This window comes from Mesorhizobium sp. Root102, assembly GCF_001425625.1.
Lineage (GTDB): Bacteria > Pseudomonadota > Alphaproteobacteria > Rhizobiales > Rhizobiaceae > Mesorhizobium.
In genome coordinates this window covers 13126-27916 of sequence record NZ_LMCP01000044.1, presented here as the reverse complement: position 1 = coordinate 27916, position 14791 = coordinate 13126, and the positions used below count along the sequence as shown (strand labels likewise).

General features: G+C 64.5%; 13 protein-coding genes. 3 read left to right on the top strand and 10 right to left on the bottom strand.

Going from position 1 to position 14791, the window contains the following annotated elements; translation table 11 throughout:
• Positions 1-105 precede the first annotated feature (105 nt).
• Entirely contained in the window at positions 106-1455 is a 1350-nt protein-coding gene (locus tag ASD12_RS24790) for an EAL domain-containing protein (protein ID WP_056592581.1), read from the bottom strand.
• A 370-nt stretch (positions 1456-1825) separates the two neighbouring features.
• Between ASD12_RS24790 and gshB the strand changes: the two genes are divergently transcribed.
• Together gshB and ASD12_RS24780 are read left to right on the top strand one after the other, a co-directional pair.
• Positions 1826-2770: a glutathione synthase gene (gshB, locus tag ASD12_RS24785; RefSeq protein ID WP_056592578.1), complete on the top strand. Its 945-nt coding sequence runs from the start codon at positions 1826-1828 to the stop codon at positions 2768-2770.
• 183 nt (positions 2771-2953) lie between these two features.
• Positions 2954-4486, top strand: a complete 1533-nt coding sequence (locus ASD12_RS24780) for a YifB family Mg chelatase-like AAA ATPase (RefSeq protein ID WP_056592575.1) — start codon at positions 2954-2956, stop codon at positions 4484-4486.
• Here the strand turns inward: ASD12_RS24780 and ASD12_RS24775 are convergent.
• Positions 4483-4713, bottom strand: a complete 231-nt coding sequence (locus ASD12_RS24775) for a hypothetical protein (RefSeq protein ID WP_056592572.1) — start codon at positions 4711-4713, stop codon at positions 4483-4485. The genes ASD12_RS24780 and ASD12_RS24775 overlap by 4 nt on opposite strands.
• Positions 4714-4830: 117 nt before the next feature.
• On the opposite strand from ASD12_RS24775, the gene ASD12_RS24770 reads away from it, so the two are divergent.
• Positions 4831-5370 carry a J domain-containing protein gene (locus tag ASD12_RS24770; protein ID WP_056592569.1) on the top strand — a complete coding sequence of 180 codons (540 nt, stop codon included), beginning with the start codon at positions 4831-4833 and terminating at the stop codon, positions 5368-5370.
• Between the two features lie 73 nt (positions 5371-5443).
• Here the strand turns inward: ASD12_RS24770 and ASD12_RS24765 are convergent, their stop codons facing one another.
• The 8 genes from ASD12_RS24765 to cysK all read right to left on the bottom strand — a co-directional run bounded on the left by ASD12_RS24765 (position 5444) and on the right by cysK (position 14577).
• Positions 5444-7612 carry a malate synthase G gene (locus tag ASD12_RS24765; RefSeq protein WP_056592566.1) on the bottom strand — a complete coding sequence of 723 codons (2169 nt, stop codon included), beginning with the start codon at positions 7610-7612 and terminating at the stop codon, positions 5444-5446.
• A gap of 98 nt (positions 7613-7710) precedes the next feature.
• A complete protein-coding gene (locus tag ASD12_RS24760; protein ID WP_056592563.1) occupies positions 7711-9753 on the bottom strand; it encodes a hydantoinase/oxoprolinase family protein in 2043 nt (680 codons plus the stop codon).
• 236 nt (positions 9754-9989) lie between these two features.
• On the bottom strand, positions 9990-10292 hold the full coding sequence (locus ASD12_RS24755; RefSeq protein ID WP_027052789.1) for a cupredoxin family copper-binding protein: 303 nt from the start codon (positions 10290-10292) through the stop codon (positions 9990-9992).
• Positions 10293-10351: 59 nt separating this feature from the next.
• Positions 10352-10978 carry a CDGSH iron-sulfur domain-containing protein gene (locus ASD12_RS24750; protein ID WP_056592559.1) on the bottom strand — a complete coding sequence of 209 codons (627 nt, stop codon included), beginning with the start codon at positions 10976-10978 and terminating at the stop codon, positions 10352-10354.
• Between the two features lie 106 nt (positions 10979-11084).
• Positions 11085-11456 (bottom strand): hypothetical protein, encoded by a 372-nt coding sequence (locus ASD12_RS24745; protein WP_056592556.1) that lies wholly within the window; start codon positions 11454-11456, stop codon positions 11085-11087.
• Between the two features lie 126 nt (positions 11457-11582).
• Positions 11583-11939, bottom strand: a complete 357-nt coding sequence (locus tag ASD12_RS24740) for a hypothetical protein (RefSeq protein ID WP_056592553.1) — start codon at positions 11937-11939, stop codon at positions 11583-11585.
• Between the two features lie 48 nt (positions 11940-11987).
• Positions 11988-13475 carry an aspartate aminotransferase family protein gene (locus ASD12_RS24735; protein WP_056592549.1) on the bottom strand — a complete coding sequence of 496 codons (1488 nt, stop codon included), beginning with the start codon at positions 13473-13475 and terminating at the stop codon, positions 11988-11990.
• A gap of 13 nt (positions 13476-13488) precedes the next feature.
• Positions 13489-14577, bottom strand: a complete 1089-nt coding sequence (gene cysK, locus ASD12_RS24730; protein WP_056592546.1) for a cysteine synthase A — start codon at positions 14575-14577, stop codon at positions 13489-13491.
• Positions 14578-14791 lie beyond the last annotated feature (214 nt).

Below are 14791 nucleotides of genomic sequence, written 5' to 3'. Positions count from 1 at the left end.
GGCGAACCGCCGGATTTCTGGGCTTATGTCAGACAAAACGACAATGCGCCGCACCGGATGCGCACAACCGCACTGTCGGGATTGCGGGCCGCGGGGGATCGCCGGTCAGATCGCCTTGGCGCGCAGGGCGCCGCGGAAGGAATCGCGGAGATAGCCGAGCGTAGCGGCGGCATCGACCGGTTTGCCGAACAGATAGCCCTGTCCGCCGGCGCAGCCGAACTGGACGAGGCGGTCGGCCTGCGCTTCCTGCTCGATGCCTTCGGCGACGACGTCCATGCCGAGCCCTTCGCACATGGCGAGAATGGCGCGGATGATGTGTTCAGACGGCCTGTCATCGAGAATGGAGGAGACGAAGGCGCGGTCGATCTTGAGCTTGTCGAAATGGAATTCGCGCAGACGGCCGAGCGAGGACTGGCCAGTGCCGAAATCGTCGAGCGAGACGCGGATGCCGACGCGGCGCAGATCCTCGACGATCTGCGCGGCCGAGGCCGGGTCGTTCATCAGGCCGGTCTCGGTGATCTCGATCTCCAGCCGGCGCGGATCGAATCCGGTGCGGTCGAGGATCGCCAGTATGTGCAGCCCAGTGTTCTGGTCGACGAGCTGCGAGGGCGACAGGTTGAACGAAAGGAACAGGTCCTTCGGCCAGCTTCTGGCCGCCTCTGTCGCCTTGCGCAGCACCAGCTGCGACAGCGGGCCGATGATACCGCGCTCCTCGGCAATGGGAATGAAGACCGTTGGCGGCACGGAGCCCAGGTCGCGATCGGTCCAGCGCGCCAGCGTCTCGAAGCCGATGGTGCGGCGCGTGTTGAGGTCGACGATGGGCTGGAAATGCGGCTCCACCTCGCCGGCCGAAACGGCCCGGCGCAGCGCCTGTTCGATGCGGGTGACGCGCTTGGCCGCCTCTTCCATCTCGCGGGTGTAGACGACGACGCGGCCACGGCCGGAACGCTTGGCGTGATAAAGCGCCGTCTCTGCCTTGTTGATGAGGATCTCAGTGGTCTCGTCGCCGGAATAGAACAGCGAGCAGCCCACCGAGGCCGAAAGCCTGGCTGTGCGTTCGCCGACATCATAGGGCGCCGACAGGATCTCGATCAGCATGCGAGACCTTTCGGCCGCTGCATCCTCGCTGAACACCAGGGGATAGAGAAAGGCGAATTCGTCGGCGCCGATGCGGCAGACCGTTGAGTGGCCGTCCATTGAGGCGCGCAGCCGCATGGCGACCTGTATCAGGATATCGTCACCGGCCTTGTGGCCGAACAAATCGTTGATCGGCTTGAAGCCGTCGAGATCGAGAATGCCGACGGTAAAGGGTGCGGGATCGTCGGCACGGTCGCTGATCAAGCGATCGACCTTGTCGAAGAAGCGGCGATGGTTGCCAAGCCCGGTCAACGGATCTGTGAATGCCAGATCCGTGCTCTCCCTGTTTGCCTGACCGGTGCCAAACGAAGTTTGCATCGGTGTCCCTGTTTTGTGACGTCGGAATTTATTTCCGAGACTGGCAGCAAACCCTTTAGGAAACGTATCCCCAAATCGATTATTCGCGGGTAAAATGCGTCACCTTCGGGAAGGTCGCCGCGGTGCGCGTCGAAGCTTTTTTCATGCACATCTTCAGCCATCCGACCGGACACGAGAGGGTTCGGGCGCAGCACCCGTTTGTGAATGCGATCCGCGCAGGCCAGCGACGGCAGTTGGTTGGTCGGCAAGATTGGAGGCCAGCTCAGCTTTGCGAGTTGCTGATGCCAATCTTCAAATGTCGCGATTGGCAGACGGGCAGTGAGCCTGTACAGGCAAGACAGTCGCCCATCCGAGCCGCCGGAGACCCGCCATGAAGCTTAAAATCGCCGTCCAGATGGACCACATCTCCACCGTGTCGATCGCCGGCGACACCTCGTTCGCGCTGTCGCTGGAAGCGCAGCGGCGCGGCCATAAGCTGTTCCACTACACGCCAGACCGGCTGTCGTTGCGCGACGGCAAGGTGTTTGCCCGCATCGAGGAAATGCAGGTGCGCGACGAGAAGGGCAGCCATTATTCGCTGGGCGAGGAGGTGCGTACCGATCTGTCGGAGATGGACGTCGTCCTGCTGCGCCAGGATCCGCCCTTCGACATGAACTACATCACCACCACGCACATTCTGGAGCGCATCCATCCCGGGACGTTGGTGGTCAACGACCCCGCCTGGGTGCGCAACAGCCCGGAAAAGATCTTCGTCACCGAGTTTTCCGACCTGATGCCGGACACGCTGATCACCAAGGATCCGCTCGAAGTTGCCGCCTTCCGCAAGGAGTTCGGCGACATCATCGTCAAGCCGCTCTACGGCAATGGCGGCGCCGGTATCTTCCATCTGCACGAGGCCGACCGCAACCTTGCCTCGCTGCTCGAAATGTTCGGCCAGATGTTCCGCGAGCCCTATATCGTGCAGCGCTATCTGAAGGACGTTCGCAAGGGCGACAAGCGCATCATCCTGATCGACGGCGAACCGGTCGGCGCCATCAACCGGGTGCCGGCCGAGCATGATTCCCGCTCCAACATGCATGTCGGCGGCCGCGCCGAGAAAACCGAGCTGACGGAACGCGAGCGCGAGATCTGTGCCCGCATCGGGCCGTCGCTGAAAGAGCGCGGCTTCATCCTCGTCGGCATCGACGTCATCGGCGACTACATGACCGAGATCAACGTGACCTCGCCGACCGGCGTGCGCGAGGTCAAGCGCTTCGGCGGCGCCGACATCGCCAGCCTGTTCTGGGATGCGGTCGAGGACAAGCGGCGGACGTAGTCCGTTTTTACTTTGTCTTAACCATGTTCCGGTTTTGCAACCGGGCTCAATTCGGCTGCAACCTGCGCGTTCACATGTTCCTGTAATGTTCTTGATTTGACCAAGGAATTGTGATTGTCTCCCCGAGGGGCCGTTCCTGGCCTGATCGCACGGGCTGGGGCCAGCCTAAATTGGGGTTGCACGATGGTGGCGCGGGTTCGCACGGTCGCTTTCCAGGGTATCGAGGCCGTGCCGGTCGACGTGCAGGTGATGATCGCGCCCGGCAAGGTCAACATGCACATCGTGGGCCTCGCCGACAAGGCAGTGGCCGAAAGCCGCGAGCGGGTGCAGGCAGCACTTCATGCTTCCGGCCTGTCGATGCCGTCGAAGAAGGTCACGGTCAATCTGGCACCCGCCGACCTGCCCAAGGAAGGCAGCCACTACGATTTGCCGATCGCGCTTGGCCTGATGGCCGCATTGGGCGCCATTCCTGGCGACATGCTGGCCGGCTATGTCGTGCTTGGCGAGTTGTCGCTCGACGGCACGATTGCCGCGGTCGCTGGCGCCTTGCCGGCGGCGATCGGCGCCAATGCCGAGGGCAAGGGCCTGATCTGCCCGTTCGCCTGCGGGCCGGAAGCTGCCTGGGCCGGGCGGGAATTCGACATTCTGGCGCCGCGCAGCCTGATCGCCATCGCCAACCATTTTCGCGGTACGCAGGTGCTGTCGCGGCCGGAGGCCGGAATCCACGCCGCGGCGCGCGACCTGCCCGACCTCGCCGACATCAAGGGCCAGGAGACCGCCAAGCGGGCGCTGGAAGTGGCGGCAGCCGGTGGGCACAATTTGCTGATGATCGGCCCGCCCGGATCGGGAAAGTCGATGCTGGCGCAGCGGCTGCCGTCGATCCTGCCGCCGCTCGCGCCGAAGGAATTGCTCGAAGTCTCGATGATCGCCTCGGTGGCGGGAGAGCTCGGGGAGGGCAAGCTGACCGACCGGCGGCCGTTCCGCGCGCCGCACCACTCGGCCTCGATGGCGGCGATGGTCGGCGGTGGCATCCGCGCGCGGCCGGGTGAAGTGTCGCTGGCGCATCACGGCGTGCTGTTCCTCGACGAATTTCCGGAGTTCACGCCGCAGACGCTCGATGCGCTGCGCCAGCCGCTCGAGACAGGCGACTGCATGATCGCGCGGGCCAACCATCGCGTCACCTATCCAGCGCGCATCCAGCTGGTGGCGGCGATGAATCCGTGCCGCTGCGGCATGGCCGGCGAACCGGGCTATCGCTGCCTGCGCGGCGAGCGCTGCCGCACCGACTACCAGGCGCGGATATCAGGCCCGCTGCTCGACCGCATCGATCTTCGGATTGAGGTGCCGGCGGTGTCGGCCAGCGACCTGATCCGGCCCGACCGGGCGGAGAAAAGTGCCGATGTGGCGCTGCGCGTGGCGCGCGCCCGCACCATCCAGCGCGAGCGGTTCGAACGGCTCGGCGCTACCCGGGCCACCACCAACGCGCATTGCGCGCCCTCAGTCATCGAGGAGATAGCCATGCCTGGCGCCGCCGGCCTGTCGCTGCTCAAGGACGCCAGCGAGAAGCTCGCCTTTTCCGCGCGCGCCTACCACCGCGTGCTGAAAGTGGCGCGCACGCTGGCCGATCTCGACGCCAGCGAAACCGTCGGCCGCATCCATCTGGCCGAAGCGATTTCTTATCGGATGAGTTCGGAGCGGGTGGCGCAAGCGGCTTAGGTCACTTGCCTGCCAATGGCCGTGCTTACGGGTTGTGGTTTTTGGTCCGCGGGCGAAATCTGGCAGCAGGCGATCGCGCGACAAGCCGGCTCCGCAACGTTGCCTTCCGCGATCACGCCATAACCGCCACCCAACGAATCGAACATCTCTGCAATGCGGCGGATCTGATTGTCCGCTTGGCCGGCGTCCTCCCCACCCAACGGCCCCACCGAACGGACGTCGGCCATTTCTTCGTCTTCACCCCAGAACGTGTCGCATCGGTGCCGGACTAAAATCTTGGCTGCTGCATTGGATATTCCTTATTTAGACAATACGAATATGATTGCGGTTGAGGGTGTACCGATATGTTCATTGACTACTACGAAGTTTTGGAAGTTAGCCCGAACGCCAACTCGGAAACGCTGGAGCGCATATTTCGCTATTTTGCGATGCGCTATCATCCAGACAATCAGCACACTGGGGATGAAGCCCGCTTCAGCGAAATCGTGGAAGCCCACAATACGCTCAAGGATCCCGTCAAGCGCGCTCAATACGACATCGCGTATAGAGACCATGCCGGCCTTCGCCGCGAGTTGACCGAGGAGGCCAGCAACGCCAAAGGCATCGAGCGGGATGCTGTGATCCAGGCCAAACTGCTGTCGCTGCTTTACGCGAAGCGCCGCCACGACGTCACCGATCCGGGGATCGGAGATGTAGAGCTCGAACGCCTGTCAGGCTGCCCGCGAGAGCATCTCGAGTTTCATCTCTGGTACATGAAAGCGAAGGGATGGATCGCGAGGATAGAAAACGGAACGATAGCGATCACGGTGGAAGGCGTCGATCGCGTCAACTCCGAGCACCGGCGCGATCCCTCCATCCGGCTCCTGGACCATACGGCTCCCTAACGCCTTTTCTCTGGCCGGAAGCCAGTTCGAAGACCCGCCCCCCATTCGCGGCAGGGGCGGGCCGCGTACCTCTTCAGCCCTGCTGCGCCTTCAGCTCCAGCCGCCGCGCGTGCAGCACCGGCTCGGTGTAACCGTTGGGCTGAACGCGGCCCTTGAAGACCAGGTCGCAGGCGGCGAGGAAGGCGATCGACTTGTCGAAGTCGACCGTCATCGGCCGGTAGAGCGGGTCGCCCTCGTTCTGGCGGTCGACGATGCCGGCCATGCGCTTCATCGTCGCCATCACCTGGTCCTTGCTGCACACGCCGTGGTGCAGCCAGTTGGCGATGTGCTGCGACGAGATGCGCAGCGTGGCGCGGTCTTCCATCAGGCCGACATCGTTGATGTCTGGCACTTTCGAGCAGCCGACGCCCTGGTCGATCCAGCGCACGACGTAGCCGAGAATGCCTTGCGCGTTGTTGTCGAGTTCCTTCTGGATGTCCTCGGGCGACCAGTTCGGCCGCACGGCGACAGGCACCGACAGAATGTCGTCGAGCTTCGCCTTGGGCCGGTTCTTCAGCGCTGCCTGCACCGCGTGGACATCGATCTTGTGGTAGTGCGTGGCATGCAGCGTCGCCGCCGTCGGCGATGGCACCCAGGCGGTGTTGGCGCCGGCCTTGGGATGGGCGACCTTCTCGACCAGCATCGCCGCCATCAGATCTGGCATCGCCCACATGCCCTTGCCGATCTGGGCGTGGCCGGCCAGCCCGCATTCCAGTCCTGTGTCGACATTCCACGCCTCGTAGGCGGAAATCCAGGCGGCCTGCTTCATGTCGCCCTTGCGGATCATCGGACCGGCTTCCATCGAGGTGTGGATCTCGTCGCCGGTGCGGTCGAGGAAGCCGGTGTTGATGAATACGACACGCTCCTTCGCCGCGCGGATTGCTTCCTTGAGATTGACGGTGGTGCGCCGCTCCTCATCCATTATGCCCATCTTGATGGTGTTCCTGGCCATGCCGAGCAGGGCCTCGACACGGTCGAATATCTCGACGGCGAAGGCGACTTCCTCGGGCCCGTGCATTTTGGGTTTCACGACATACATCGAGCCGGCGCGGGAATTGGCGCGGCGGCCGTTCGGCCCAACATCGTGCAGCGCGATCAGCGCCGTCATAGCCGCATCCAAGATGCCTTCCGGCACCTCGTTGCCGTCGCGGTCAAGGATCGCCGGGTTGGTCATCAGGTGGCCGACATTCCTGACCAGCATCAGCGAGCGGCCGGGTAGGGTCAGCGTGCCGCCGGCGGGCGCGGTGTAGGCGCGGTCGGGGTTGAGCTTGCGGACGAAACTCTTGCCGCCCTTGGTGATTTCTTCCGTCAGGTCGCCCTTCATCAGGCCAAGCCAGTTGCGGTAGACGACGACCTTGTCTTGCGCATCCACCGCCGCGATCGAATCCTCGCAGTCCTGGATGGTGGTCAGCGCCGATTCCAGGATGACATCGGCGATCCCCGCCGGATCGGTGCGGCCGATCTGGTTGTTGCGGTCGATCACGATCTCGATGTGCAGGCCGTTGCGCACAAGCAGCACCGCATCGGGATTGGCGGCATCGCCACGGTAGCCGACGAATTGCTTCGGTTCGGCCAGCGTGGTCGAGCCGGCACCGGCACTCAGCCGCAACCCGCCTTGCGCCAGCGACAAACCGTTGACACCAGCCCATTTGCCCGAGGTGAGCGGGGCAGCCTCATCGAGAAAGGTCTTCGTCCAGGCAACGACCTTGGCGCCGCGCGCCGGGTTGAAGGCCTTGCCCTTCTCCGCGCCATCCGTTTCGGGAATGGCGTCGGTGCCATAGAGCGCGTCGTAGAGCGAGCCCCAGCGCGCATTGGCGGCATTGAGCGCATAGCGGGCATTCATCACCGGCACGACCAGTTGCGGTCCGGCAACGATTGCGATTTCCGGGTCGACATTGCCCGTCGACACGCTGAAGGCCGGCCCTTCCGGAACGATATAGCCGATCTCTTTCAGGAAGCCCTTGTAGGCCTCCATGTCGACGGGTGCGCCATGGTCGCGGTACCAGCCGTCTATCTGTTCCTGGATGGCGTCGCGCCTTGCCAGCATCGCCCGGTTCTTCGGCGCCAGGTCATGGACGATGGCCGAAAAACCGTTCCAGAAGGCGTCGGCTTCGATGCCCGTGCCCGGCAGCGCTTCCCTGGCCACGAACTCATGCAGCTCGCGGGCAATCCGCAATCCGGCGATCTCGATGCGATCGGTCATCAGGCTACTCCAGATGAAAGGCTTTGCGGGCCTTTGGCATGTCAGGGGTGCAGGGTCAATTCAGCTTAGGGTGAAGGTGGCGTATTTCGCCGCCTCGCTCAAACCGCAATCCGCGGCCTTCCCGAGGCCACCGCCACCACATGCGCCTCTATGAACATGCGTTGGGCTTCGACGGTCGAGACGCGGAACTCGGTCGAAACGTCGATCTCGGCGCTATCGGTGCCGGCATCCCTGGCACGCTGGGCGACGATGGCGCGGACATCGGCCTCGGCCGCCGCGATCGCCGCCGCCTCGTCGAGGAAATCGCGTACGGTTTCGCCCGAGGCAAGGCGAAACAGCCCTTCCTTGGGCTGGCTGACCCGCGCCTCGGCCGAAACCCTGACCTGACCGACGACGGCACCAAGCGCATTGGCGACATCGGTGTCTTCCGGCACCACGCAGTCGTTGCCGATCAAGGGTGGCAGGCCGGCATAATGCAGCGGCGCCGAGGCGCCGAGGCCGATGACCGGTCGGTCGAGCGCCACGGTTAAGCGTGCAATGCCGGGATGGGCGTCGACCGCGCGCTGCACCAGCGCATGCGCCACCGTCGACGCGCCATCGAGGCCGTCCTCGGCAAAGGCGGTTTCGAGAATGTATTCGGCCGACCAGCGCGTCAGCGTCACCAGCACCCGTTCCGAGAGCGCTTCTGGCGAAGCGGCGATGAACTGGCCACGGCCGTCGCGCTTGCGGGCGAACAGTTCGGCGCCGAGGCGCGCGGCAACGGGATCCCAGTTTGCCTGCTTGCCCAGCACATGGGCGGCGTCCGACGGGGTGAAACCGGCGACATGCACCAGCCCGCGCGACACCAGCCGGTTCAGCGTCGCGTTCTGCGCGTTCGAGGTCAAAAGCCTGTCGATGGCGAGCGGCACAGCACCAATCAGCTCGTAGAGCCTGGCTTCGGCGCCGGTCAATCCGGCGGCGAGCCTGTCCGGCACGCCGGTGCGCACCGCGAAGCGGCCGTCCATGCGGCCGGGATTGGGCGCCCGCAATTGGCGTTCGAGTTCCGATGTGACGGCGCTGCCATGCGCCATGCCAGCCAGCGCCAGCGGCACCAGGCGGCGTGGCCCGAGCAGGATCTTCGGGTTGAGCGCGCCATCTTCCAGCGTCACTTCAGAATCCCCTCCGAGGCCGAAGGTGCGCATGGCGACAGCCTCGACCATGGTGCGGAAGCCGCCGACGGTGGCGCCCTCCGGATCGAGCCGCGGCCGGCCGCCGTCGAGCACGGCGACGTCGGTGGTGGTGCCGCCGATATCGGACACCATGGCGTTGTCGAGCCCGGTCATGTGGCGGGCGCCCACGAGGCTGGCGGCCGGTCCGGAGAGGATGGTCTCGATCGGCCGCTGGCGGGCAAACGCCGCCGAAACCAGCGCGCCATCGCCGCGCACCACCATCAGCGGTGCCGCAATGTTGCGTGCTTCGAGAAAACCTTCGGTCGCCGCCACCAGCCGGTCGATCATCGAGATCAGCCTGGCGTTGAGCAGCGTCGTCAGCGCCCGGCGCGGACCGCCGAGCTTGGCCGACAGCTCGTGGCTGGCGGTTACCGGCAGCCCGGTCTTTTCGCGGATGAGCTCGCGGGCGGCGACCTCGTGCGCCGGATTGCGGGTGGCGAAATAGGCGCAGACGGCAAAGCCGGACACCGATGCGCCGAGTTCCGGCAGCGCCGCTTCCAGCCCGGACAGATCCAGTTTTGCAGCATTGCCGTGCACGTCGTGGCCGCCAGGACAGAAAACCACCGGGTCGGTGCCAAGTGCTGCCTTCAGCCCGTCGCGGGCGAGGTCGCCCTCGGAGAAGCCGATCATCACCAGCGCGACGCGGCCGCCTTGGCCCTCGACCAGTGCGTTGGTGGCAAGCGTCGTCGACATCGAAACCAGCTTGATCGCGGCGGGATCGGTGCCAGCCTTCTGCAGCACCGCGTCGACGGCGCCGGAAATGCCGACGGCAAGATCATGCCGTGTGGTCAGCGCCTTGGCCTTGGCCAGCACCTTGCCCTTGTTCGGCCCCTGCTGCGGGCCTTCCGTTTCTGACCACAGCACGGCATCGGTGTAGGTGCCGCCGGTATCGATCCCGAGGAACAGGGGCTTTGGCTTGGTCTTGACGGTCATTTCTGATGGCGGTCCGGCTGGCGAATTTTTCTGCCCTGCCCTTAGCCGATACGGAGCGGGCGATAAAGCCGCGAGCGCTGGGCCAACACGCGATGACCATGATGAGGACTTGATCTCCCCCCTCAAGGGAACCCTTATGGGGGAGATCGGCGGCTTTGGCCGCAACGTCAGTGACCACCTCCCACCGACGCTGGAAGTCTTCCCGCCATGGCGGAAGAGAGTCTGGCGAGATGCCACTATTTCGCCGTGACAGTGCCCTTCATCGAGCTATGGATCGCACAATGGAATGGGTGCGCGCCGGCGGCTGATATCTTGACTTTGGCGCTCTTGCCGGTGGCGAGATGGCCGGTGTCGAAGGAGCCGTCAAGCGCGGTGGCGGTGTGCGTCATCGGGTCGGCATTGGTGAAGGTGATGGTATCGCCGACAGCGACCGAGATTTTCGACGGGTTGAATTTCATGCCCTTGATCTGGACCGCATGATTGGCGGCGTAGGCGGGCATGGCAAAGGCAAGCAAAGCAAGAACAAGCATGGTGCGCATGATGGATTTCCTCCTTAGCGCGAGACCCTCATCCTACACTAACGCTGGCGGACCTCCTTTCATGCCACGAAGCCGATCTTTTTATGCGTGTTGTCGCAAAACGGCTTGTTGGCGGAATGGCCGCAGCGGCAGAGGAAGGTGCGTTGCGTGCGGTCGATCGTATGGCCGGTGCCGGTGACGATCTCGACATTGCCTTCGAGCTTGAGCGGGCCGTTGGTGGTCGGCGTCACTTTCAGCGGGCCATTCCTCGCCTCCAGCGCCGGCGTGTCCTTCAGCGCCGGCTCGCCGGTGGCGGTGAAACCTGATTTGTTGTGGCTGCCGTCGCAGAACGGCTTGTTTTCCGAGGTGCCGCAGCGGCATAGCGTGGCGCGGTAAAACGTTTCGCCGTCGAGCACGATCTCGGCATGCACGGCTAGCGGGCCGTTTTCCCGCAGCCGCACGGTGTTGACCACCGGCGGCTGCTCCTGCGGCCCGCCATCCTTCCTGATGTAAGTGATGGCGCCCGAGGGGCAGCTTTCGGCGATCGCGACCACCTTCTCGACGCTGGCCGCGTCGGGATGGATCCACTGACCCGGCGCGTTGGGCACAAAGACATGCGGATCGCCCAGCACGCAATTGCGCGAATGGATGCAGCGCCTGCCGGAGAATCCGACGTCGATCTTGTCGCTTTCGACCATGCCGGCCATAGCTGGGCTCCTTTGCCTGAAGCACGGCGCGTCTGAACGGACAGACACGGCGCGCTCTGGGTATCTGTCGAGGCTATGGCTCCAGCAGGGAAACCCGTCAAGCCGGTCAGGGGACCAGATCGATTTCCTCGGTCTCGCCGCCGTTGCAGGTATAGCAGCAATCCTCGCATTTTTCCTTGTTGCCGGGACCGACGCCCCAATAGGTGCCCTCGTCGCCATCGACCCAGGCGCCGTAGCAGATCGATTCGCCCTCGTTGCACGATATCGGCAGCTGTTTGGTCTCGCCATCGTCGAGGAAATAGTCCTTGTCCTCGCCCGGCCAGACATAGTCGCGGTCCTGACTGTAGAGCTCGACGCGCATGGCGTTGGGGTGGCTGTTCTTGATTGCGAAGGTGATATCGGCGGCGTGCGCGGACGGCGCAAACAGTGTGGCAAGCGACAGCGCGACCAGCGTGCGGCGCGCATAGGTGTAAAGCATGGTAACCCCCTGAAGTAGCGGCCCACCCGGCCGCGGGGCGACCATTGCATGCTGCATTGAATCGCGGAAGTGGATCGGGTGACCTGATCCCTGACTTAATTTGGGTCCGACGCCAGCTTCTCCCTTTTACGGCACCAGATCGATCGTCTCGGTCGAGTGCTCCACGCAGATGAAGCAGCAATTGTCGCAAGGCTGGTCATTGTCCGGCCCGACGCCGGCCGAGATGCTGTCGTTGCCATCGACCCAGGCGCCATAGCAGATGCGTTCGCCCTGATTGCACGAGAGCGGCACGGATTTCTGCGAACTGGGGTCGATCAGGAACACCTTGTCGTTGCCCGGCCAGACCGTCTCGCGGTCGCGGCTGAACAGTTCGACCGCAACCGCTTCCTTGCGCAGGTTCTTGATGAAGAAGGCCATCTCGGCGGCCTGCGCCGAGGTGGTGAAGACAAAGGCCGCCAGTGCAGCCATACGAAAGAGCGTCACCGTCGGACCTCGCGAATCAGAGCGGCAGAATCGCATGCCTGCCGGTGACTAGGAAGACGCAGCACCCTGCGCCGCGATTTCGCGCCCCAGCCGCATCGTTTCACCCACCAGAAGGTCGAGATCCCCGCGCCTTGTGCGATGGTTGGTGATCGCCACGCGCAGCCAGTGCTCGCCATGCACCGTGGTGTCCGACAGCGCGGCAATACCCTGTTCCTGCAGCCGCAGCATGATCTCGGTGTTGAGCGCCTTCAGCGCCTCGCCGGCCAAGCTGAGCTGATAGCGGAAACAGACGATGTTGATGGTCGGCAATGCCGCCAGCTCCAGGTCAGGCTCGGCCTCGATCAATCCTGCGAGATAGAGAGCTTGTGCGATGTTCTGGTCGATCAGGCGGCCGAACTTGTCGACGCCATGCTGCTTCAGCGCCATCCACACCTTGAGCGCGCGAAAGCCGCGCGACGTCTGCAAGCCGTAATCGTGCAGCCATTCGCCGGAAGCGAGGCCGCGCGGCGTCGATTCCAGGTATTCCGGCGTCACCGCGAAGGTCCGGCGATGCGCGGCGGCATCCCTGACCAGGGCACAGCCGACCTCGAACGGCGCATGCAGCCATTTGTGCGGATCCAGCGCGACCGAATCGGCCCATTCGATGCCCGCGACGCGATGGGCATTTTCGGGCGCGATGGCGATCAGCGCGCCGATGCAGCCGTCGACATGGAACCAGAGGTCCTCCTCATGGGCCAGCTTGGCGAGTGTCCGCAGGTCGTCTATCGCCCCGGTGTTCACCGTGCCGGCATTGCCGATGACACAGGCCGGCTTGAACCCGGCCGCGCGGTCTTCGGCGATCGCCGCCCGCAAGGCATTGATGTCGATGCGCAGTCCGGCATCGGTCGCGATGCGGCGCAGGGCCCGGTTGCCGAGGCCGAGCGCTTCCATCGCCTTGCGGTGGCAGGAGTGGATCTGGTCCGAGCCATAGAAACGCAACGGCTTCTCGATCGCAGCAACGCCGTGCTCGCGCACGTCGATGCCAGCCTTGGTGTTGCGCGCCACGGTCAGCCCGATAAGGTTGGCCATCGAGCCGCCGCTGACCAGCGTGCCGCTGGCAGAAGCCGGAAAGCCCAGCATCTGCTTGCACCAATTCACCACCTGGCTGTCCATCAGCCCAGCGGCGTGGTTGCCGCCGCCGAGGTTGGAACCCTGGATTGCCGCCAGGAAATCGCCGAGCGCGCCGGTGAAATTGCTGGACCCCATATACCAGGACCAGAAGCGCGGATGGATGTTGCCCATCGGATAGGACATCACCGTGCGCGAGACCTCGCCATAGACAGCGGCGAGCGGCGCCGGCGATCGCGGCAGCGGTGCCGCGAAGACCTCTCTCACATCGGCCGGCATCTCCCGCCAGACCGGACGGTCGCCTACGTCACGCAGATAATCGACCGCATCGTCGATGACCTGGTGCGACAGGGCCTGCACATCGGCCCAGTCCAGGGGATCGAGCGTTTCCTCGGCCACCAGGCCGAGGGGTTCTTGCACGGCGTCCATAGCGGATCTCCCGTCAAGCCGCCGGGAACTGGCAGCCGGGCGTCGAGCGCGACAGGGCGATCTCGTCGGCGTCCATCTCGGTCTCTATGCCGTCGAACAGCGGCGTCGACATGTAGCGTTCGCCGGTGTCGGGCAACATGCACAGGATCACCGCCCCGGCCGTCGCTTTCTCCGCGACCTGCCGCGCCACTGCGAAGGTGGCGCCACCGGAAATGCCGGTGAAGATGCCTTCCTGGCGTGCCAGCGCCTTGGCCCATTTGATGCCCTCGGGCCCGGCAATCGGCATCACCTCGTCGTAGAGGCTGGAGTCGATGGCCTCCTGCAGCACGTTGGGGATGAAATCCGGCGTCCAGCCCTGGATCGGGTGCGGTTCGAAGGCCGGGTGGCTGGCAGCGGGAGCGCCATCGGCACCGCGCTGCTGCGCCTTGCCGCTGCCGATGAGCTGCGCGTTGGCCGGCTCGGACAGCACGATGCGGGTTTCCGGCCGCTCGCGGCGCAGCACGCGTGCCACGCCGACGACGGTGCCGCCGGTACCATAGCCGGTGACGAAGTAGTCGAGCCGCGAACCGGCGAAATCATTGACGATCTCCCGCCCCGTGGTCGCCTCGTGGATGGCGGCATTGGCGGCCGTCTCGAACTGCCGGGCGAGGAACCAGCCATTGGCCTCAGCCAGTTCCACCGCCTTCTTGTACATGCCAACGCCTTTTTCGGCGCGCGGCGTCAGCACCACCTTGGCGCCCAGCATGCGCATCAGCTTGCGGCGCTCGACGGAAAAACTGTCGGCCATGGTGACGACCAGCGGATAGCCCTTCTGCGCGCAGACCATGGCCAGGCCGATGCCGGTGTTGCCGCTGGTCGCCTCGACAACCGTCTGGCCCGGCTTCAGCGCACCGCTGCGCTCGCCCTCCTCGATGATGTTGAGCGCCAGACGATCCTTCACCGAGGCGCCGGGATTGAAGTACTCGGCCTTGACGTAGATGGTCGCGTGGGCTGGTCCCAGATTGTTGATACGGACCACCGGCGTATCGCCGACGGTGTCGAGAATGCTGTCGAACAGGCGACCGCGACCGGCCGTGGTCCTGATTTTCTGCTGATGCAACATCTTGGTCTCCTCGATTGTTGTCACAGACCGGTTACAAACCGGCGGGTTGGGCGGCGAGGTTTCGTGACCTTGCCGCGCTAGGACTAACATGCCGCACAGCGGCAATGACGGTATCCGGCGCTTAAATCCGCTGCCGGATGCGCCGTGTCGTGTTTGGTGATACAGGAGAGGCCGACAGGCCAGCGTGGGAGCAGGCGTGGAAACCAACGTGGAA

Coding starts and splice junctions, on each gene's coding strand:
- ASD12_RS24780 (WP_056592575.1), top strand. CDS start 2,954: ATGGTGGCGCGGGTTCGCACGGTCGCTTTCCAGGGTATCGAGGCCGTG.
- ASD12_RS24770 (WP_056592569.1), top strand. CDS start 4,831: ATGTTCATTGACTACTACGAAGTTTTGGAAGTTAGCCCGAACGCCAAC.
- ASD12_RS24735 (WP_056592549.1), bottom strand. CDS start 13,475: ATGGACGCCGTGCAAGAACCCCTCGGCCTGGTGGCCGAGGAAACGCTC.
- ASD12_RS24750 (WP_056592559.1), bottom strand. CDS start 10,978: ATGGCCGGCATGGTCGAAAGCGACAAGATCGACGTCGGATTCTCCGGC.
- ASD12_RS24790 (WP_056592581.1), bottom strand. CDS start 1,455: ATGCAAACTTCGTTTGGCACCGGTCAGGCAAACAGGGAGAGCACGGAT.
- ASD12_RS24745 (WP_056592556.1), bottom strand. CDS start 11,456: ATGCTTTACACCTATGCGCGCCGCACGCTGGTCGCGCTGTCGCTTGCC.
- ASD12_RS24760 (WP_056592563.1), bottom strand. CDS start 9,753: ATGACCGTCAAGACCAAGCCAAAGCCCCTGTTCCTCGGGATCGATACC.
- cysK (WP_056592546.1), bottom strand. CDS start 14,577: ATGTTGCATCAGCAGAAAATCAGGACCACGGCCGGTCGCGGTCGCCTG.
- ASD12_RS24755 (WP_027052789.1), bottom strand. CDS start 10,292: ATGCGCACCATGCTTGTTCTTGCTTTGCTTGCCTTTGCCATGCCCGCC.
- gshB (WP_056592578.1), top strand. CDS start 1,826: ATGAAGCTTAAAATCGCCGTCCAGATGGACCACATCTCCACCGTGTCG.
- ASD12_RS24775 (WP_056592572.1), bottom strand. CDS start 4,713: ATGGCCGACGTCCGTTCGGTGGGGCCGTTGGGTGGGGAGGACGCCGGC.
- ASD12_RS24765 (WP_056592566.1), bottom strand. CDS start 7,612: ATGACCGATCGCATCGAGATCGCCGGATTGCGGATTGCCCGCGAGCTG.